The sequence below is a fragment of the Stenotrophomonas sp. STEN240 genome, from assembly GCF_056756175.1.
Genome location: NZ_JBRRBO010000042.1, coordinates 1 through 17,893, shown reverse-complemented (window position 1 = coordinate 17,893; position 17,893 = coordinate 1). Strand labels below are relative to the sequence as shown.

The following is a 17,893-nucleotide window of genomic DNA, read 5'->3' as shown; positions in this document are numbered from 1 at the left end:
TGCCATCTGCTGTTCCACGAGCTTCGCGGCTTACGCCGCTCCTACAAAGCGGATTCAGGCTTTGCTTGTAGGAGCTGCGTCAGCTGCGAAGCGGGCTGTGCTGACGCGCCCGGCATTCCTGTCATCTGCTGATCCACGAGCTTCGCGGCTTACGCCGCTCCCACAAAACAGATTCAGCCGGCGCGGTAATCCTGGTACGACTTCTCTTCCACGTAGCTGGAACCCAGTGCCAGGTTGATGGCCTTCTTGATGCGCGCGCGCTCATCGTTCTGGATGTAGACGCTGCGCGCCAGCTGCACGAAAGAATCGTCGAAGGCCTGCGCCTTCTCCTTCAGGCGGATGTCGTCCTCGATGTCCCACAGGCGCTCGTTGACCGCCTTCAGCTCCGTGCGCAGGGCGCTGATGTCCTGCGCTGCTGCCGGATGCGCCGCCCAGGTGCTGTCGAGCGCGCTCAGCTCGTTGCGCACGTTGACCAGCTTTGCCGCATCGCTCATGCGCTCGGACTTGATCTGCAGGATGGAGATCTTGTCCAGCAACTCACCGAAGGACACGGGGACGAGAATTTCTGACATGGGGCTTACCGATTGGATCAGGCGCACAGTGTAGCCGTTGATGCCTCACAGCCCGCTGCTCTGCTGCGGAACCAAGCCAACCAAGAGTGCAAAAAGAAAAAGCCACCCGAAGGTGGCTTTTTCCAGTATCTGGCGGAGAGGGGGGGATTCGAACCCCCGAGGCGCTATTAACGCCTGCCTGATTTCGAGTCAGGTACATTCAACCGCTCTGCCACCTCTCCAGATGGTCCCCGGCGAACCGGGCTGCGAATAATAAAGGGCATCGGCCGCGCCGACAAGCGCTTTTTAACAAAAAGGCGCCATCGATGATTCGCTTGCTGCATCCGGCATCGCAAATCGGTGTCCGCGAGCGCTTGCCGTACACCTCCATGAACGCGATGATGCAGCGACCTTCACCGTTGAAACATAGCCGCTCGGGCACTCATGATCGAATTTGGACACCTCAGCCATGTCGGCCTGCGCCGCCAGCTCAATGAAGACACCTACTACGGTGACGGCGAGCTGGGGCTGTGGCTGATAGCCGATGGCATGGGCGGCCACGCCTGCGGCGAGGTTGCCAGCGCGCTGGCGCGCGAAACCATCGTCCGCGAAGTCCGCAACGGCGCTGCCCTGGTTCAAGCCATCCGTACTGCCGACGAAGAAATCATCCGCACCTCGCGCCGCCGCAATGACAGCCTGCCGATGGGCACCACCGTGGTGGCCGCGCGTGTGCAGGGCAATCGTTTTGAAGTGGCCTGGGTAGGCGATAGCCGTGCCTATCTGTGGCGCGACGGCAAGCTGGCCCAGCTCAGCCAGGACCACAGCTATGTGCAGGAACTGATCGCGCAGGGCACGCTCACAGCCGAGCAGGCACGCGCCCATCCGCACCGCAACGTGGTGACCCAGGCGCTGGGCGTGACCGACCCGGCCCACCTCAACGTCGCCACCATGACCGGCGAACTGCGCCCGGGCATGCAGCTGCTGATCTGCAGTGACGGCCTCACCGAGGAAGTGGACGATGCGGGCCTCAGCCAGGCGCTCGCCCATGGCGACTGCAGCGCGCAGGAATGCGTGGATGCACTGGTTGCCGCCGCGCTGGATGGCGGCGGCTCGGACAACGTCACCGCCATCTTGGTCCGCTGCCACTAAGGCGGCGGACCAACGGCTTTACTTCGACAGCCCAAACCGGGCCGGCGCGACTCAGGCCGGTTCGCTCGCTGCCGGCACCGGTTCACCATCCCACCAGGCGTGACCGGCCTTCTTGCGCAGCCTGGCCAGGCGCGCTTCGTGCGCCTCCTGTTCGGATGCGGTAACCAGCACACGCGGCCGTGGCAGCAGCACCGAGGCATCGAACGCCTGAGCGACGCCGCCGGCATTGCCTGACTCGGTTTCCGGCTGACCAAAGCCGATCTCTTCCTGGCCCGAGGTCAGCGCGATATAGACGTCGGCTAGGATCTGCGCATCGAGCAGGCCGCCATGCAGCGTGCGATGGGCGTTGTCCACACCCAGGCGCCGGCACAGCGCGTCCAGCGAGTTGCGCTGGCCCGGGTAACGCTCGCGCGCCATCGCCAGGGTATCGGTCACCGTCACCCGGCTGGCCAGGCGGCCCTTGCCGGCCAGGCTCATCTCGTTTTCGAGGAAGCCCATGTCGAACGCGGCGTTGTGGATGATCAGCTCGGCGCCATCCACATAGGCGAGGAACTCATCCACCACTTCTTCGAAGCGCGGCTTGTCGGCGAGGAAGTCCAGGCTCAGGCCGGTGACTTCCGCCGCGCCGGATTCAAAATCACAATCCGGCTTCAGGTAACGGTGGAAATTATTGCCGCTGGGGCGCCGCTCAAGCAGCTCCACACAGCCGATTTCAACCACACGGTTGCCCTTCTTCCATTCCAGGCCGGTGGTTTCGGTATCAAGGACGATCTGGCGCATTGCTTACCTCAGTTGCTCGCGGCGCCAGCGCGCACGCGGATTGCAGCATCGCGGGCCAGCTGGTCCACGCGTTCGTTGTCCGGGTCACCGGAATGGCCCTTTACCCAGCGCCAGTCGATCTGATGGCGTTGCGTGGCTTCATGCAGGCGCTCCCACAGGTCGCGGTTCTTGACCTGATCACCGCCAGCGGTCTTCCAGTTGCGCCGCACCCAACTCGGCATCCACTCGGTGATGCCCTGGCGCACGTACTGCGAATCGGTGAACAAGGTGATGTTGCAGGGCTCGCTGAGTGTTTCCAGGCCCATGATCGCAGCCATCAACTCCATCCGGTTGTTGGTGGTGTGGCCTTCGCCACCGGACAGTTCGCGCTCATGGCCCTTGTAGCGCAACAAGGCGCCCCAGCCGCCGGGCCCGGGATTGCCGAGGCAGGCGCCGTCGGTATGTACTTCAATTGACTTCATAGTGTTCCGTTGAATTCAGGTCGCCACCGGGCCGCGCCAACTGACGCGACTGGCCTTGATCGGGCCGATGAAAGCCTCGGTGCGTTTTTCAGCTTCCAGCACGCACAACGCGCGCAGGGCCGGCAGAGCCGTGCCCGGGGTAGTGCCCGTCTGCGTCCACAGCGGGCCATAGTGCCGCAGCGAGCGACATCGTATGCCTTGCCGCTGCAATAGTGTCCTGCAACCTGCCACCGATGGTGGCCGCGCGCCCTGCCATTGCCAGTGCGCGCGGTACGGGCTGCAGCGGTTGAGTACGGTCATCCAGATCCGCCCACCGGGCATCAACACCCGCGCGCATTCGGACAACAGTGGCTCCAGCTCTTCGGCCGCCGGGTGTTCGATGACGATGGCCTTGACCGATTCGCTTGGCAGCGGCAACGGCAAGGCACAGCGCATGTCCCCTGCCCAGCCAGGTGCCTGCGGGTGGCGGTGCAGGCGCAGCCCCCGCCCCTGTGGCACCAGCTCCGGCAGCCAGGAGGCGTTGGGGGCCAGCCACAGCCACGGTGGCGACGGAAATCCGCGCATCTGTTCAGACAGCAGCCGCTGCTCCCATTCCCGCATCGCCTGCGCCCCGGCTTTCTCAAACCAGGGCGAGACTGCAGCTTGACGGCGGCACGGGGCGGCAGGCATTTTCCAATTCTATGCGACTGATCGCCCTGCCCGCATTCCAGGACAACTACATCTGGGCGTTGCAAACGCCCGATGAGCGCACGATTTTCGTCGACCCAGGCTTAGCCGGGCCGGTATTGGAAGCCGCCGCGCAAGGCATGCAGCCCGCTGCCGTCCTGCTCACCCACCACCACGACGATCATATCGGCGGGGTGGCGGAGCTGCGCCAGCGCTGGCCGCGGCTGCGGGTGCTGGCGCCGCACGATGAACGCATTGCTTTGGATTGTGAACGAGTCAGCGAAGGCGACACGGTAGAATTGTCCGGCTTCGGCTTCACCGTGATGGAAGTTCCCGGTCACACCCGCAGCCATATTGCCTACTACGGCCACGACCATTTGTTCTGTGGCGACACGCTGTTCAGCTTGGGCTGTGGACGCATGTTTGAAGGTACGCCGGCCCAGATGTTGGCCTCGCTACAGCGAATGGCCGCCCTGCCCCCGCAGACACTGGTCTGCTGCGGGCACGAATACACGCTGGCCAATGCCGTGTTTGCGCGGCATGTCGACCCCACCAACGCGGCATTGCAACGCCGCCAACAGGAAGCCTCGGACATGCGCAGCAGTTCTCGTCCTACCGTTCCGGCCGTATTGGCCAGTGAACTCCAATGCAATCCATTTCTGCGTACCACCGATATCGCCATCGTCGCAGCGATCGCGGCGCGGCTTGGTCGCGCACCCACTGATGAAGTGGAAGTCTTCGCCGAATTGCGGCGGTGGAAAGACGGTTTTACCGCATGAGGCGGCTCTGTCTGCCGTTGGCGCTGGGGATGTTGTTGGGCACGGGCAGCGGCACGCTGGCCGCCCAGGGCCTTCCGATCAGCGCCGGCATGACCCAGAACGTCGCCGCGCTGACCGCACTACCGCTGGACCCGGCCTCGCTGCCGGCCGCCACCACCCGCAACGGGCGCGAGATCTTCGCCAACTTCCGTGAGGGGCTGGCCGCACCGCAGTGCGACGCCGAAGCCACCAGCGCACGCTGGCGCAAGCAGTTCTCGCACGCCCCGTCGCGGCTGGGCAATGTCGAGGACGACGCGCTGCCGCTGTTTGGCTATGTCGTCGATGAACTGCGCGCGGCCAACCTGCCGACCGAGTTCGCCCTGATTCCGTTCGTCGAAAGCGGCTACCGCCCAGGCGCCCGCAACGCCAGCGGGCCGGCCGGGCTGTGGCAGTTCATCGCCACCACCGCGCGCAACCACCGCGTACCGATGGAAAAGGGCTATGACGGCCGTCTATCGGCGGTGGATTCCACCCGCGCGGCGGTGCGCTACCTGAAAACCCTGCACGGCATGTTTGCCGGCGACTGGCAGTTGGCGGTGATGGCCTACAACGCCGGCGAGTACCGCATCCTGCAATCGCTGCGTCGTGGCGGCATGAATGCCCAGAACGCCACTGCATCCGAGCTGCCGGGTCTGTCGCCGATCACCTATGCCTACGTCGAGAAGCTGCATGCGCTGGCCTGCGTGCTGGAGCAGGCTGAGCACGAACCCGATCTGATGGCCTCACTGGACCGGCAGGTGCCGATCCTGAAGGGCCACACGCTGCCAGCCAACACCTCCCTGGCCGCCTGGTCTACGCAGAACGCTTTGGACCCGGCCCGCATCGCCCGGCTCAACCCGGCCCTGACCAGTTCGCGCTCCGGCACCCGGGTACTGGCACCGGCCGCCGCCATTGGCAGCGTGGAGGGCGACAACAGCGACAGCGTGCTGGTGGCCACCCGCGATGCCGCACCTGCCAGCGCAGCGCCCGCAGCGGCTGCACGCCGCCCGACCACCGCCTCGCGCACCGTAGCCTCGGCTAGCGCAGGCAGTAATGGTCGCCGTCATACCGTGCGCAGTGGTGAGTCCGCCTGGACCATCGCCCGCCGTTACGGCATCTCGGTCAAGACCCTGTTGTCATCCAACAACCTCGATGCCAGTGCCGTACTGAAGCCGGGCATGGTGCTGCGTTACGAGGAAGGGCGCTAAGCCCGGTAACGGCTGCAGGAGCGGCGTAAGCCGCGAAGCTGGAGGCCATCGAATTGCCGCAATCCGCTCGATCAGATGGATGACCGGTTTCGCAGCAAATGCCGCTACCGCACGCAAACCAGAAGCCCGGCCAATGGCCGGGCTTCTGCGTTTCATGTAGTGCCGAGCCATGTCATGTAGTGCCGAGCCATGCTCGGCAGAAGCATTACCGATAGCTCCGTTGTGGGAGCGGCATAAGCCGCGAAGCTGGGGGCAATGAAATTGCCTGTATGCCTGTAATCGGATGGATCGTTGGCTTCGCGGCTGACGCCGCTCACACGGCTATCGGTTGGGTTTGCCGGTAATGCCCCTGCCGCGCATGGCTCTGCACTACCAAAGACCGCGCCTGTGGGAGCGGCACTAGCCGCGAAGCTGGCGGCGATGAAATCACCTGTATGTCCGCAATCATAAGGATGGTCGGCTTCTCAGCAAATGCCCCTACCGCAAGCAAACCAGAAGCCCGGCCAATGGCCGGGCTTCTGCGTTTCATGTAGTGCCGAGCCATGCTCGGCAGAGGCACTACCGATAGACCTGTTGTGGGAGCGGCATAAGCCGCGAAGCTGGGGGCCATCGAATTGCCGCAATCCGCTCGATCAGATGGATGACCGGTTTCGCAGCAAATACCGCTACCGCACGCAGACCAGAAGCCCAGCCAATGGCCGGGCTTCTGCGTTTCATGTAGTGCCGAGCCATGCTCGGCAGAGGCATTACCGGTAGCCCCGTTGTAGGAGCGGCGTCAGCCGCGAAGCTGGGGGCAATGAAATCACCTGTATGCCTGCAATCGGACGGATCGTTAGCTTCGCGGCTTACGCCGCTCCCACAGCTATCGATTGGGTTTGCCGGTAATGCCCCTGCCGAGCATGGCTCGGCACTACCAAAGACCGCGCCTGTGGGAGCGGCGTCAGCCGCGAAGCTGGGGGCAATGAAATCACCCGTATGCCCGCAATCGAATGGATCGCTGGCTTCGCGGCTTACGCCGCTCCCACGGCTATCGGTTGGGTTTGCCGGTAACGCCCCTTGCCGAGCATGGCTCGGCACTACAAGACGCAAAAAGCCCGGCTGTTGGCCGGGCTTTTTGCTTTCATTCCAGCTCGTTGATCAGAGCTGCGATTCTTCGACCTGCACCTTGAAGCGCTTGCGCATGCCATCGACATACGCCTTGGCTGCGGCAGCGCCATCAATCTGGCTCAGCTGGTCCTTCAGCATCTTCTGCTGCGCTTCCGGCACTTCCGCCGGGTTGCCCGGGGTCACCTTGGTCACCGCAAACACCGCATAACGGCCCGGCTCCATCTCGACCTTGCCATAGCTGGGCTTGTCGCCCGCCGGTGCGGCCGCGGTGAATACCGCACGGTTGGCTTCAGCGGTCGGCATCGGTGCGTTGCGCGGCAGGCCCGGCATCGGCAGCAACTGCAGCTGCTCGGAAGCCGCCAGCGCCTGCAGCGTCTGGCCACCGCTCAACTTTGCCAGCAGCGCGTCAGCTGCCTTCTTCGAGGCCTCTTCGGTCCGGTGCGCACGCACCGCTGCAATCACCTGCTCACGCGCCTGCGCCAGCGGGATCGCCTGCTCCGGGGTGTGCTCGGTAACGCGGATCATCACGTTGTGGTTCGTGCCCAGCTCGATCGGGTCACTGACCGTGCCGTCTTCCTTCAACGCGTCAGAGAACACGGCCTTCAGTACCGCCGGATTGGCCGCAATACCGCTGGCAGTGCCGCGGTTGAACGGACCCAGGGTCTGCACCGGCAGGCCCACTTCCTTGGCGGCCGAACCCAGCTCGGTCGGGTTCTTGTACACCAGATCAACCAGACGGCCGCTCAGCTCGTTGAACGCCTTCTCGCTGTCGGCCTGCAACTGCTCGGCGGCAAGCTGGTCACGCACTTCCTCGAACGGACGGCCTTCGCCACCCTTGATCTCGCGCAGCTTCAGCACGTGGTAGCCGAACTCGGTCTTGACCGGGCCAACCACATCACCGGCCTTCATCGCGAACAGCGCATCTTCGAACGGCTTGACCATCACGCCACGCTCAACCCAGCCCAGGTCACCACCGGCGTCCTTGGAACCGGGATCTTCCGAGTTGGCCTTGGCCAATGCGGCAAAGTCAGCGCCCGGCTGCTTGGCTTCGGCCGCCAGCTTGTTGGCCTTGGCCTCGGCGGCTTTTTCATCGCTGCCGGTGGGAATCAGGATGTGCGAAGCCAGACGCTGATCGGCGCTGACAAAGCGCATCTTCTCGTCTTCATAGCGCTGACGCAGGGTGGCCTCATCGGCCGCAGCTACTGCCGGCATGTTGGCGGCATTGATCTCGACGTATTCAATGGTGGCGCTTTCCGGCTGGCGGAAATCCTTCGGGTGCGCCTTGTACCACTGGTCAATCTCGGCATCGCTGACCGCTGCGGTATCGGCGGCAACTTCCGGCAACAGCGCGAACTCCACATCGCGGGTCTCGCCCAGCAGCTTCAACAGACGCTCGCTCTCACCCTTGGTCACGAAGCCCGACTCGGCCAGTGCGGAGGGAATGATCGATTGCTGCAGGCTGCTGCGCACCAGCTGCTCGAACATGGCCGGCGTACGCGGCGGCATGCTCTGCGCCAGCGCCAGGCGGTACTGGTCCGGGTCGAACTTGCCGTCCTTCTGGAACGCAGGGATCGAGGCGATGTAATCGCGCACGGCCTTGTCACCGATAACGATATGCGCGTCTTCGGCGGCCAGGCGCACAACCTGCTCGTCGATCAGCTGATCGAGCACGGCGCGCTTGTTCTCGGTGGTTTCAAACTCGCGCGGGTCGAAGTTGTCGCCCTGCTGTTCGCGCGCCTGCATGCGCGCCTGCTCGAAGCGGGCACGGAAGTCTTCGACGCTGACTTCGTGGTGCTTCCACAGGAATGACATCGGCCACCACGACGGTGCCGAATTCCACCAGGACGGCGGTGCCGACACCTTGGCAACGTTCTGTGCGCCGACGCCACCGAGGTAGCTGTTGTCGATCACAAACAGGAACGGGATCATCAACAGGCCCATGATCACCGTAACGATCCAGCCTGAGGTCTTGTCGCGAAGTTTCTGCAGCATGGGCAAATCGAGGCCTGAGTGGCGAGCCGGGCAGTTTAACCCGCTTCCTGCCCTGCGCCCAACTCGGCCGCCCCCAACGGCGAGGCAAAAAAAAAGCCCCCGGCTTGCGCCGAGGGCTTTGAGACAACTGGCGGAGCGGACGGGACTCGAACCCGCGACCTCCGGCGTGACAGGCCAGCATTCTAACCAACTGAACTACCGCTCCACATTTGACTCGACCACCACCGGTTACCCGGGGCGCGCGCTCCGAAAAGCGACTTGATTAAATGGCGGAGCGGACGGGACTCGAACCCGCGACCTCCGGCGTGACAGGCCAGCATTCTAACCAACTGAACTACCGCTCCACATTTAATTTTTTAGTTTTCTCTCCCTCTTGAGGAGTTTGAGAAAACAAGGCCCCCGATTGCTCAGGGGCCAATTTGAAACTGGCGGAGCGGACGGGACTCGAACCCGCGACCTCCGGCGTGACAGGCCAGCATTCTAACCAACTGAACTACCGCTCCACACTTTCAAACTGTTACCGCGATGCTTAACTTGGTGGGTGCTGAGGGTTTCGAACCCCCGACCCTCTCCGTGTAAGGGAGACGCTCTACCGCTGAGCTAAGCACCCCAGCTGAGCCGCTTAGTTTACAGCGTCTTTCAGAGCTTTACCAGCCTTGAAGGCAGGATTTTTTGCAGCAGCGATTTTGATCTCTTCGCCGGTCTTCGGGTTGCGGCCGGTGCGTGCAGCGCGCTCGCGAACCTGGAACGTACCGAAGCCCACCAGAGTCACGGCCTCACCCTTCTTCAGGGCCTTGGTGATCTCGGCGATGACGGCATCAACCGCACGGCCAGCTTCAGCCTTGGACAGGTCAGCAGCACCGGCAACGCCGTCAATCAATTCGGTCTTGTTCATTCTGTAAAACTCCCTTTGCGGTAATCCGCGGAATTATTGAGTGGCACCCGTACGTCCCCAAGACGCACGACTGCCGAAGAACCTGCAAACACGCCAGCAAATACCTGCTGCTGCGTGAGTCGCACTTTTATACCAGCGCCCCCCCTACCCGCGCAAGCTGAAAAGCCTTTAATGACGCGGGTTTCAGGGGGTTTTACGTTCACACTTCAATGCTTGACGCGGGCCGTGGGAGCTGCCTTCGACTTGCCGCGAACTGCGACACGCTGCGCACTTTTACCTGCTTTCTTCGGCGCCAGCGGTGTCGCCAGGGCGATATCCAGCACTTCGTCGATCCACTTCACCGGCACGATGGTCAGGTCGCGGGTGACGTTGGCCGGAATATCCGCCAGATCCTTGCGGTTCTCGTCAGGAATGATGACGGTGCGGATACCACCGCGCAGCGCGGCCAGCAGCTTCTCCTTCAGGCCACCAATGGCGGTGACGCGCCCGCGCAGGGTGATCTCGCCGGTCATCGCCACTTCGGCCTTCACCGGCACCTTGGTCAAGGTCGATACCAGCGAGGTGACCATCGCGATACCGGCACTGGGGCCGTCCTTCGGGGTGGCACCATCGGGCACGTGCAGATGCACGTCGTGCTTCTGCAGGAAGTCGACGTCGATGCCGAGGGCTTCGGCACGCGCACGCACGACCGACAGGGCTGCGGTGGCCGACTCCTTCATCACGTTGCCGAGCTGGCCGGTCAGGGTGACCGCACCCTTGCCCGGGATCAGGGTCGACTCGATCTGCAGCAGTTCGCCGCCGACTTCGGTCCAGGCCAGGCCGGTGACCAGGCCGATCTCGTTTTCTTCCTCGGCACGACCGAAATCGAAGCGGCGCACGCCCAGGTATTTATCCAGGTTGCTCGCGTCCACCACCATCAGCGCCTTCGGCTTCTTGGCCGACTTCTTCGCAGCCTTCTTCACCGGCTGCGGGCCGGCCAGGGCGATTTCCTTGACTACCTTGCGGCAGATCTTGGCGATCTCGCGCTCAAGGTTGCGCACACCGGATTCGCGCGTGTAATAACGCACGATGTCGCGGATGGCGTCTTCCTCGATGGCCAGCTCCTCAACCTTCAGGCCATTGGCCTTGAGCTGCTTGCTCAACAGATAGCGCATGGCGATGTTGAGCTTCTCATCCTCGGTGTAACCCGGGATGCGGATCACTTCCATGCGGTCCAGCAGCGGGCCGGGAATGTTCAGCGAATTGGAGGTAGCCACGAACATCACTTCGCTCAGGTCCAGATCGACTTCGAGGTAGTGATCGTTGAAAGCGTTGTTCTGTTCCGGGTCCAGCACCTCAAGCAGCGCCGAGGACGGGTCGCCACGGAAATCCATCGACATCTTGTCGATTTCATCCAGTACGAACAGCGGGTTCTTGCTGCCGACCTTGTTGAGGTTCTGCACGATGCGGCCCGGCATGGAACCAACATAGGTACGGCGATGGCCACGGATCTCGGCCTCGTCGCGCACGCCGCCCAGCGACATGCGCACGAACTTGCGGTTGGTGGCCTTGGCGATGGACTGGCCCAGGGAGGTCTTGCCCACACCCGGCGGACCGACCAGGCACAGGATCGGACCCTTCATCTGCTTCACCCGCGACTGCACGGCAAGGTATTCAAGGATGCGGTCCTTGACCTTGTCCAGGCCGTAATGGTCGGCGTCCAGCGTGTCCTGGGCGACCTTGAGGTCCTTGCGGACCTTGGTGCGCTTCTTCCACGGCACGCCCAGCAGCCATTCCAGATAGTTGCGCACCACCGCGGCTTCAGCCGACATCGGCGACATCTGCTTGAGCTTGTTGAGCTCGTTCTTGGCCTTGGTTTCTACCGGCTTGGGCATGCCGGCTTCGGCGATCTTGCGCGCCAGTTCTTCCATCTCACCCGGCGCTTCATCCAGGTCACCCAGTTCTTTCTGGATGGCCTTCATCTGCTCGTTGAGGTAGTACTCGCGCTGGCTCTTTTCCATCTGCGACTTGACCCGGCCGCGGATGCGCTTTTCCAGCTGCTGCACGTCGATTTCACCATCGACCAGGCCGACCAGCATTTCCAGCCGGTCACCGACCTGCAACGTTTCCAGCAGCTTCTGCTTGTCGGCCAGGCGCACGCCGATGTGCGCGGCGATGGTATCGGCCAGGCGCGTGGGTTCCTCGATGCCGGCCAGGGTCTGCAACAGCTCCGGCGGCAGCTTGCGGTTGGTTTTGACGTACTGCTCGAACAAGGACATCAGCGAACGGGCGATGGCCTCGATCTCACGCGGCTCGCGCGATTCGTCCGATTCGATTTCGATGCCGTGGCCCTGCAGCGAGCCGTCCTGCTCGTAGACCTTGTCCACGGCAACGCGCGACAGGCCTTCGACCAGCACCTTGATGGTGCCGTCGGGCAGTTTCAGCAGCTGCAGCACCTGCGCCAGGGTGCCGACCGTGTACAGGTCGGCCGCCGCCGGGTCGTCGGTTTCGGCCGACTTCTGGGCAAGCAACAGGATGCGCTTGTCGGCCTCCATCGCGCGCTCCAGCGCCTGCATGGACTTGTCACGGCCCACGAACAGAGGGATGACCATGTGCGGAAACACCACCACGTCGCGCAGCGGCAGGACCGGCAGGTCGAGAACTTCGAGTTGGGACTGGGCCATGGGGGCTCCGAGATTCGGTGGAGGCTAAATAAAAAAGCCGATGGCCCCGTTATGGGGCCATCGGCGAGGTGTTGCAAGAGCTTCTGGAAGCTGAACGTGAATAGCAAAATGCCTATTCACATCGCTATGCCCCGGTTCAGTCGCCAGAGGCGGCCTTGGCCGGTTCCGGCGGGGTCTGGTAGACGATATACGGCTCGGATTTGTTCTCGATGACCGACTCGTCCACCACTACCTTGCTGACGTTTTCCTGCGAGGGCAACTCGTACATGGTGTCCAGCAGTACCGACTCGACGATGGTACGCAGGCCACGGGCGCCGGTCTTGCGCTTGAGCGCCTTCTTGGCGATGGCCGACAGCGCATCGGGGCGGAACTCCAGCTCCACGTTCTCCATCTCGAACAGTTTCTTGAACTGTTTGGTGATGGCGTTCTTGGGCTCGGTCAGGATCTGGATCAGGGCCGGCTCGTCCAGTTCTTCCAGCGTCGCGACCACCGGCAGGCGGCCAACGAATTCCGGAATCAGGCCGAACTTGATCAGGTCTTCCGGCTCGACTTCAGCCAGTACCTTGCCGATTTCCTGCTTGCGCTCGGCGCTCTTCACCTTGGCCCCGAAACCAATGCTGCTGGTGTCGGAGGCGCGGTTCTGGATCACCTTGTCCAGGCCGGCAAACGCGCCGCCACAGATGAACAGGATGTTCTTGGTGTCGACCTGCAGGAATTCCTGCTGCGGGTGCTTGCGGCCACCCTGCGGCGGAACGCTGGCAACCGTGCCTTCGATCAGCTTCAACAGTGCCTGCTGCACGCCTTCGCCGGACACGTCACGGGTGATCGACGGGTTCTCGCTCTTGCGCGAGATCTTGTCGATTTCATCGATGTAGACGATGCCCTGTTGTGCCTTCTCGACGTCGTAGTCGCACTTCTGCAGCAGCTTCTGGATGATGTTTTCCACATCCTCGCCCACGTAACCGGCTTCGGTCAGCGTGGTCGCATCGGCCATGGTGAACGGTACGTTGAGCAGGCGCGCCAGCGTTTCAGCCAGCAGCGTCTTGCCCGAACCGGTCGGGCCGACCAGCAGGATGTTGGATTTGGACAGCTCGACGTCGTCGCTCTTCTGACGGCTCTCGATGCGCTTGTAGTGGTTGTACACCGCCACCGCCAGCGTGCGCTTGGCGCGGTTCTGGCCAATCACGTACTGGTCGAGCACCTCGAGGATCTCGCGCGGCTTGGGCAGCGAACTGCGCGCCGACTGCGCCTTTTCCTCAAGTTCCTCACGGATGATGTCGTTGCACAGCTCCACGCATTCATCACAGATGAACACGCTCGGGCCCGCGATCAGCTTACGAACTTCGTGCTGACTCTTGCCGCAGAACGAGCAGTACAGAATCTTGCCACTGCTGTCCCCGGTACGACCTTGCCGGTCTTCGCTCATGCTTCGCTTACCCAGTTGCGTCCCCCTCTGAACAGGGGGTTCAAATTCGAGAATAGCACAGGGCCGGAGGGACATCAGTCCGGTTCCGACCCTGCAAAATAGGCCGCTTTTACTGGCCGTTCAACGCCTCAGGAAGCCTGAATACTCTCTTCCGGACGGCGCTCCAGCACCTGATCCACCAAACCATAGGCCGCAGCCTCGGCCGCGCTCTTGAAGTTGTCACGCTCGGTGTCGCGCGCGATGGTCTCCAGGTCCTGGCCGGTGTGCTTGGCCAGCACCTCGTTCAGGCGCGAACGCAGGGTGAGGATTTCACGGGCGTGGATGTCGATATCCGTGGCCTGACCCTGGTAGCCGCCGAGCGGCTGGTGGATCATGACGCGCGAATTGGGCAGCGCAAAACGCTTGCCCGCGGCACCGGCAGCCAGCAGCAGGGCGCCCATCGAGGCGGCCTGGCCGATGCAGGTGGTGCTCACGTCCGGCTTGATGTACTGCATGGTGTCGTAGATCGCCATGCCGGCGGTGACCACGCCACCGGGCGAGTTGATGTAGATGCTGATTTCCTTCTCCGGGTTTTCCGATTCAAGGAACAGCAGCTGCGCGACCACAACGTTCGCCATATGGTCGTCGATCGGACCGACCAAGAAAATCAGGCGCTCTTTGAGCAGGCGCGAATAGATATCGTAGGCGCGCTCGCCGCGGCTGGTCTGTTCGACCACCATCGGAACCATGTTCAGAGCTTTGGTTCGGTTGTCCATTACGTGAGGCACCTATTTTGGGAGGGAACTCCCCGCGCCAGGCGCGGGGATGGAACACCACCAGATTACTGGCGGATGGCTTCCTGGAACGTCAAGGCCTGCTCGGTGTGCTGGGCACGCTCGGCGATCCAGTCGATGACCTGCTCTTCCATCACGCGGTTCTGCAGGCCAGCCATAAGCTGGGGATCATTGCGGTACATCTCAATGACCTGCTCCGGCTCTTCGTAGGTCGAAGCGATCAGGCGCATGGTTTCGTTCAGGCGCTTGGGGTCCAGGCGCAGCTCGTTCTTGCGGGCCACTTCGCCGACCAGCAGGCCGACCAGCACGCGCTTGGAAGCGGCGTCCTTGAAGCCTTCGTGGGCATCGGCCGGCACATCGCCCGGGTTGCCGCCCTGGCGGCGGATGGCGTCGATCTGCTGGGCCAGCATCGAGCGGGCTTCGTTCTCGACCAGACGCGGCGGCAGCTCGACCGAGGAATAGGCGGCAATCAGCTGCTCACCCACTTCGCGACGCAGGCGGTTCATCAGCGCGCCCTTGAGCTCGCGCTCCAGGTTGGAACGGATGTCGGCGCGGAACTGTTCCACGTCGCCGTTCTTCACGCCGAAGCTCTTGATGAATGCGGTGTCCACTTCCGGCATGTCCTGCTCGGACACTTCGGTGACCTTGACGGTGACCTGCACGGTCTTGCCCGCCAGCGCCGGCACGCGCCAGTCAGCCGGGAACTCGACGTCCAGGGTCTTCTCTTCGCCCTTGGCCAGCCCGACCAGACCCTTTTCGATCTGTTCGAACATCATGCCCTGGCCGATGATGATGGTGCCCTTCTCGACGCCCTCAGCCGGCAGACGCTCCTCGCCAGCCTGCGACCAGGTTTCCAGGCCGACCAGGTCGCCTTCCTGGGCGCCGCGTGCAACCGGCTTCCAGGTGCGGCGCTGGGCGCGCAGGTTCTCGATCATCTGGTCGATGTCGGCATCGCTGATCTCGGCGGTGTGACGCACGATGGTCAGCTTGGTGACATCGACGTCGCCGAAGTCCGGGATCAGCTCGACGGTGGCAACGAAGTCGAACTCGCCTTCGCCGGCCTTGTCGATGCGCGGGTTGCCGGCAATGCGCAGCTCGTGCTGGCGCAGGGCTGCATCGAAGGTTTCACGCAGCAGGCCGTCCAGCGCCTCGGCGCGCACCTGCGGGCCAAAACGCTGCTCGATCACCTTGGCAGGCACCTTGCCCGGGCGGAAACCCTTGATGCGCGCGGTGCGCGCGATTTCGCCCAGACGGCCGCTGATATGCCCCTGCAGGCGTTCTTCCGGCAGCGAGAAGCTCAGGCGGCGTTCCAGATTGCCGGTGGATTCGATCGAAGCTTGCATGTTGACTCCTGCCACCGGCGGCAACGCCCCGGTTCGATGTGATGGATGAAACGGTTGTAGGGCGCGGTTATGCACCGCAGCCCTTTAGTTTGGCCGATATCGCCCGTGGCCGCCAGCGGGCGGACCCATACAGGTTGCTTGAAATGCGCCGAAGCGGGCAAAAACACCGTCGACTGGTGCGAAAGGGGGGACTCGAACCCCCACGCCTTGCGGCACTGGAACCTAAATCCAGGGCGTCTACCAATTCCGCCACTTTCGCAATACTGACTCAGCGCGCCATTGTTGCAGGAGCACCAGCAAAGCGGAAGCCAGCCCCGCCTGCGCGCATCTTCGACAATGGCCGGGCGCACACGCCACCCCGGCTAAGAAAAAAGCCGCCAGATTTCTCCAGCGGCTTTTTGATTTGGTGGGCTGTCAAGGATTCGAACCTTGGACCTATTGATTAAGAGTCAACTGCTCTACCAACTGAGCTAACAGCCCTGAAACTTCGAGGTGAATCTTACACTACAAGAGCGTTTCATGCACCCGCCCAAAACACCGGGCTTACATAAAAAGAGAAAGCCGCTGGATTGCTCCAACGGCTTTCTTGATTTGGTGGGCTGTCAAGGATTCGAACCTTGGACCTATTGATTAAGAGTCAACTGCTCTACCAACTGAGCTAACAGCCCTGAAAATCAGGAGGCGAATATTGCCGCAACCTGACTCTTTTTGCAAGCCCGGATTTTACTCCGATGCTTTGAAACAGTGGGGTGGCTGAGGGGATTCGAACCCCCGACCACCGGAATCACAATCCGGTACTCTAACCGACTGAGCTACAGCCACCACTGAAACCTTACTTAACCTACCGCTTGCACCTGATGGTGCGCCCGACAGGAATCGAACCTGTAACCGCCGGCTTAGAAGGCCGGTGCTCTATCCAGTTGAGCTACGGGCGCTCTGACCGGATTGTCGCACTCCAACACGCGCTTGGTGCGTCGGATGGTCGGGGTAGAGGGATTCGAACCCCCGACATCCTGCTCCCAAAGCAGGCGCGCTACCAGACTGCGCTATACCCCGGCGGTGAATCCTTCCAATGCCCCGGAAAGGTCGGCTATTGTGGGAATTAACGCGGTATCTGTCAACGGTAAATTTCACTTTATTTGATACGGGTATGCTGTGAGCACTTTCGGCCCACTTCACAGCAACGGAGCTTTGCATGCGCAGCGGCAACCCTGCCCTTTCCGAATCAACCTTCCTCGACCTTGGCACTGGCGGCGTGGTCTCACGCAGCGCCGATGCAATGACCATCAACGGCACTGTCAACAAGACAGGCTTCCTGTTGCTGCTGGCGGTATTGACCGCGGCATTTGCGTGGAATGGCACGCTCAGCGACAGCGGCGAGATGTTGCCGGCGGGCAAGATCTACCTGTGGGGCGGACTGATCGTTGGTTTCATCCTGTCGATGGTGACCATCTTCAAGAAGACCTGGGCACCGGTCAGCGCGCCTTTGTATGCACTGGCCGAGGGCCTGTTCCTGGGCTCGATCTCGGCAATTTATGAAGCACGCTTCAACGGCATCGTGTTCCAAGCGGTACTGCTGACCTTCGGCACGCTGTTCGCACTGCTGTTTGCCTACCGCAGCGGCCTGATCAAGGCTACCGAGAACTTCAAGCTCGGCGTGGTTGCGGCGACCGGCGGCATTGCGCTGGTGTACCTGGCAACGATCGTGCTGGGCTTTTTCAATATCCAGATCCCGTATATCCACGGCTCAGGCCTGATCGGCATCGGCTTCAGCCTGTTCGTGGTGGTGATCGCCGCGCTGAACCTGGTGCTGGATTTCGATTTCATCGAAAGCGGCGTTGAGGCCGGCGCACCGAAGTACATGGAGTGGTACGGCGCCTTCGGCCTGATGGTCACCCTGGTGTGGCTGTACCTGGAGTTCCTGCGCCTGCTGTCGAAGCTGCAGTCGCGTAACTGAGGCGGTTGCTGCAGGTTGTGTAGCAAGGGCGCCCGTAAGGGCGCCCTTGCTGTTTGTAGTGGCGAGCCCATCTCGGGGGTGGCAATAACCGGAAAGCCGCGGCCGCGCCAACCACGGCCCAACAA

14 protein-coding genes and 11 tRNA genes are annotated in these 17,893 nt (G+C 62.4%); 4 read left to right on the top strand and 21 right to left on the bottom strand.

From position 1 onward, the window contains the following. Positions 1-173: 173 nt before the first annotated feature. Together ACVOKO_RS15585 and ACVOKO_RS15580 are read right to left on the bottom strand one after the other, a co-directional pair. Complete coding sequence (locus tag ACVOKO_RS15585) at positions 174-572, bottom strand: DUF6165 family protein (RefSeq protein ID WP_346499791.1); 399 nt, start codon at positions 570-572, stop codon at positions 174-176. Positions 573-702: 130 nt separating this feature from the next. Next, a tRNA-Ser gene (locus ACVOKO_RS15580) sits at positions 703-793 on the bottom strand. A 202-nt stretch (positions 794-995) separates the two neighbouring features. On the opposite strand from ACVOKO_RS15580, the gene ACVOKO_RS15575 reads away from it, so the two are divergent. Beyond that, positions 996-1,700 (top strand): PP2C family protein-serine/threonine phosphatase, encoded by a 705-nt coding sequence (locus tag ACVOKO_RS15575; RefSeq protein ID WP_346499790.1) that lies wholly within the window; start codon positions 996-998, stop codon positions 1,698-1,700. Between the two features lie 51 nt (positions 1,701-1,751). On the opposite strand, the gene dnaQ is transcribed toward ACVOKO_RS15575, so the two are convergent. From dnaQ to ACVOKO_RS15560, 3 genes are read right to left on the bottom strand one after another with little or no spacing between them, the layout of a single operon-like run. After that, positions 1,752-2,480 (bottom strand): DNA polymerase III subunit epsilon, encoded by a 729-nt coding sequence (gene dnaQ, locus ACVOKO_RS15570; protein ID WP_346499789.1) that lies wholly within the window; start codon positions 2,478-2,480, stop codon positions 1,752-1,754. A gap of 8 nt (positions 2,481-2,488) precedes the next feature. Then, a complete protein-coding gene (rnhA, locus tag ACVOKO_RS15565; RefSeq protein ID WP_346499788.1) occupies positions 2,489-2,941 on the bottom strand; it encodes a ribonuclease HI in 453 nt (150 codons plus the stop codon). 15 nt (positions 2,942-2,956) lie between these two features. Continuing rightward, positions 2,957-3,505: a class I SAM-dependent methyltransferase gene (locus tag ACVOKO_RS15560; protein ID WP_346499787.1), complete on the bottom strand. Its 549-nt coding sequence runs from the start codon at positions 3,503-3,505 to the stop codon at positions 2,957-2,959. Positions 3,506-3,621: 116 nt separating this feature from the next. On the opposite strand from ACVOKO_RS15560, the gene gloB reads away from it, so the two are divergent. Further along, positions 3,622-4,386 (top strand): hydroxyacylglutathione hydrolase, encoded by a 765-nt coding sequence (gloB, locus tag ACVOKO_RS15555; RefSeq protein WP_346499786.1) that lies wholly within the window; start codon positions 3,622-3,624, stop codon positions 4,384-4,386. Beyond that, positions 4,383-5,612, top strand: coding sequence for a lytic transglycosylase domain-containing protein (locus ACVOKO_RS15550; RefSeq protein ID WP_346499785.1), 1,230 nt, complete (start codon positions 4,383-4,385; stop codon positions 5,610-5,612). The genes gloB and ACVOKO_RS15550 overlap by 4 nt, the downstream gene beginning before the upstream one ends. Positions 5,613-6,749: 1,137 nt before the next feature. On the opposite strand, the gene ACVOKO_RS15545 is transcribed toward ACVOKO_RS15550, so the two are convergent. The 16 genes from ACVOKO_RS15545 to ACVOKO_RS15470 form a co-directional block, all read right to left on the bottom strand. Then, positions 6,750-8,711, bottom strand: coding sequence for a peptidyl-prolyl cis-trans isomerase (locus ACVOKO_RS15545; RefSeq protein ID WP_346499784.1), 1,962 nt, complete (start codon positions 8,709-8,711; stop codon positions 6,750-6,752). Between the two features lie 128 nt (positions 8,712-8,839). Then, positions 8,840-8,916, bottom strand: a tRNA-Asp gene (locus tag ACVOKO_RS15540). A 62-nt stretch (positions 8,917-8,978) separates the two neighbouring features. Then, positions 8,979-9,055: transfer RNA gene (locus tag ACVOKO_RS15535), tRNA-Asp, on the bottom strand. Positions 9,056-9,137: 82 nt separating this feature from the next. After that, positions 9,138-9,214: transfer RNA gene (locus ACVOKO_RS15530), tRNA-Asp, on the bottom strand. 32 nt (positions 9,215-9,246) lie between these two features. Further along, positions 9,247-9,321: transfer RNA gene (locus ACVOKO_RS15525), tRNA-Val, on the bottom strand. 12 nt (positions 9,322-9,333) lie between these two features. Further along, positions 9,334-9,606 carry an HU family DNA-binding protein gene (locus ACVOKO_RS15520; RefSeq protein ID WP_057629314.1) on the bottom strand — a complete coding sequence of 91 codons (273 nt, stop codon included), beginning with the start codon at positions 9,604-9,606 and terminating at the stop codon, positions 9,334-9,336. Positions 9,607-9,812: 206 nt separating this feature from the next. Continuing rightward, positions 9,813-12,269: an endopeptidase La gene (lon, locus tag ACVOKO_RS15515; protein WP_346499783.1), complete on the bottom strand. Its 2,457-nt coding sequence runs from the start codon at positions 12,267-12,269 to the stop codon at positions 9,813-9,815. A 136-nt stretch (positions 12,270-12,405) separates the two neighbouring features. Continuing rightward, on the bottom strand, positions 12,406-13,695 hold the full coding sequence (gene clpX, locus ACVOKO_RS15510) for an ATP-dependent Clp protease ATP-binding subunit ClpX (protein ID WP_346499782.1): 1,290 nt from the start codon (positions 13,693-13,695) through the stop codon (positions 12,406-12,408). A 128-nt stretch (positions 13,696-13,823) separates the two neighbouring features. Further along, on the bottom strand, positions 13,824-14,450 hold the full coding sequence (gene clpP / locus ACVOKO_RS15505) for an ATP-dependent Clp endopeptidase proteolytic subunit ClpP (protein WP_346499781.1): 627 nt from the start codon (positions 14,448-14,450) through the stop codon (positions 13,824-13,826). Between the two features lie 65 nt (positions 14,451-14,515). Continuing rightward, on the bottom strand, positions 14,516-15,811 hold the full coding sequence (tig, locus tag ACVOKO_RS15500) for a trigger factor (RefSeq protein ID WP_346499780.1): 1,296 nt from the start codon (positions 15,809-15,811) through the stop codon (positions 14,516-14,518). Positions 15,812-15,985: 174 nt separating this feature from the next. After that, positions 15,986-16,070: transfer RNA gene (locus ACVOKO_RS15495), tRNA-Leu, on the bottom strand. A gap of 145 nt (positions 16,071-16,215) precedes the next feature. Then, positions 16,216-16,291 (bottom strand) — tRNA-Lys (locus tag ACVOKO_RS15490). Positions 16,292-16,403: 112 nt separating this feature from the next. Continuing rightward, positions 16,404-16,479: transfer RNA gene (locus tag ACVOKO_RS15485), tRNA-Lys, on the bottom strand. A 77-nt stretch (positions 16,480-16,556) separates the two neighbouring features. Continuing rightward, a tRNA-His gene (locus ACVOKO_RS15480) sits at positions 16,557-16,633 on the bottom strand. Between the two features lie 36 nt (positions 16,634-16,669). Then, positions 16,670-16,746: transfer RNA gene (locus tag ACVOKO_RS15475), tRNA-Arg, on the bottom strand. A 44-nt stretch (positions 16,747-16,790) separates the two neighbouring features. Then, positions 16,791-16,867, bottom strand: a tRNA-Pro gene (locus tag ACVOKO_RS15470). A gap of 139 nt (positions 16,868-17,006) precedes the next feature. Here ACVOKO_RS15470 and ACVOKO_RS15465 point away from each other — a divergent pair. Beyond that, complete coding sequence (locus ACVOKO_RS15465) at positions 17,007-17,768, top strand: Bax inhibitor-1/YccA family protein (protein WP_346499779.1); 762 nt, start codon at positions 17,007-17,009, stop codon at positions 17,766-17,768. The last annotated feature ends 125 nt before the right edge of the window (positions 17,769-17,893 follow it).

Excerpts from the sequence above, each read along its gene's own strand:
- lon (WP_346499783.1), bottom strand. The coding sequence starts at position 12,269 with ATGGCCCAGTCCCAACTCGAAGTTCTCGACCTGCCGGTCCTGCCGCTG.
- ACVOKO_RS15545 (WP_346499784.1), bottom strand. The coding sequence starts at position 8,711 with ATGCTGCAGAAACTTCGCGACAAGACCTCAGGCTGGATCGTTACGGTG.
- ACVOKO_RS15465 (WP_346499779.1), top strand. The coding sequence starts at position 17,007 with ATGCGCAGCGGCAACCCTGCCCTTTCCGAATCAACCTTCCTCGACCTT.
- rnhA (WP_346499788.1), bottom strand. The coding sequence starts at position 2,941 with ATGAAGTCAATTGAAGTACATACCGACGGCGCCTGCCTCGGCAATCCC.
- ACVOKO_RS15520 (WP_057629314.1), bottom strand. The coding sequence starts at position 9,606 with ATGAACAAGACCGAATTGATTGACGGCGTTGCCGGTGCTGCTGACCTG.
- ACVOKO_RS15585 (WP_346499791.1), bottom strand. The coding sequence starts at position 572 with ATGTCAGAAATTCTCGTCCCCGTGTCCTTCGGTGAGTTGCTGGACAAG.
- dnaQ (WP_346499789.1), bottom strand. The coding sequence starts at position 2,480 with ATGCGCCAGATCGTCCTTGATACCGAAACCACCGGCCTGGAATGGAAG.
- ACVOKO_RS15550 (WP_346499785.1), top strand. The coding sequence starts at position 4,383 with ATGAGGCGGCTCTGTCTGCCGTTGGCGCTGGGGATGTTGTTGGGCACG.
- clpX (WP_346499782.1), bottom strand. The coding sequence starts at position 13,695 with ATGAGCGAAGACCGGCAAGGTCGTACCGGGGACAGCAGTGGCAAGATT.
- tig (WP_346499780.1), bottom strand. The coding sequence starts at position 15,811 with ATGCAAGCTTCGATCGAATCCACCGGCAATCTGGAACGCCGCCTGAGC.
- gloB (WP_346499786.1), top strand. The coding sequence starts at position 3,622 with ATGCGACTGATCGCCCTGCCCGCATTCCAGGACAACTACATCTGGGCG.
- clpP (WP_346499781.1), bottom strand. The coding sequence starts at position 14,450 with ATGGACAACCGAACCAAAGCTCTGAACATGGTTCCGATGGTGGTCGAA.
- ACVOKO_RS15560 (WP_346499787.1), bottom strand. The coding sequence starts at position 3,505 with ATGCGCGGATTTCCGTCGCCACCGTGGCTGTGGCTGGCCCCCAACGCC.
- ACVOKO_RS15575 (WP_346499790.1), top strand. The coding sequence starts at position 996 with ATGATCGAATTTGGACACCTCAGCCATGTCGGCCTGCGCCGCCAGCTC.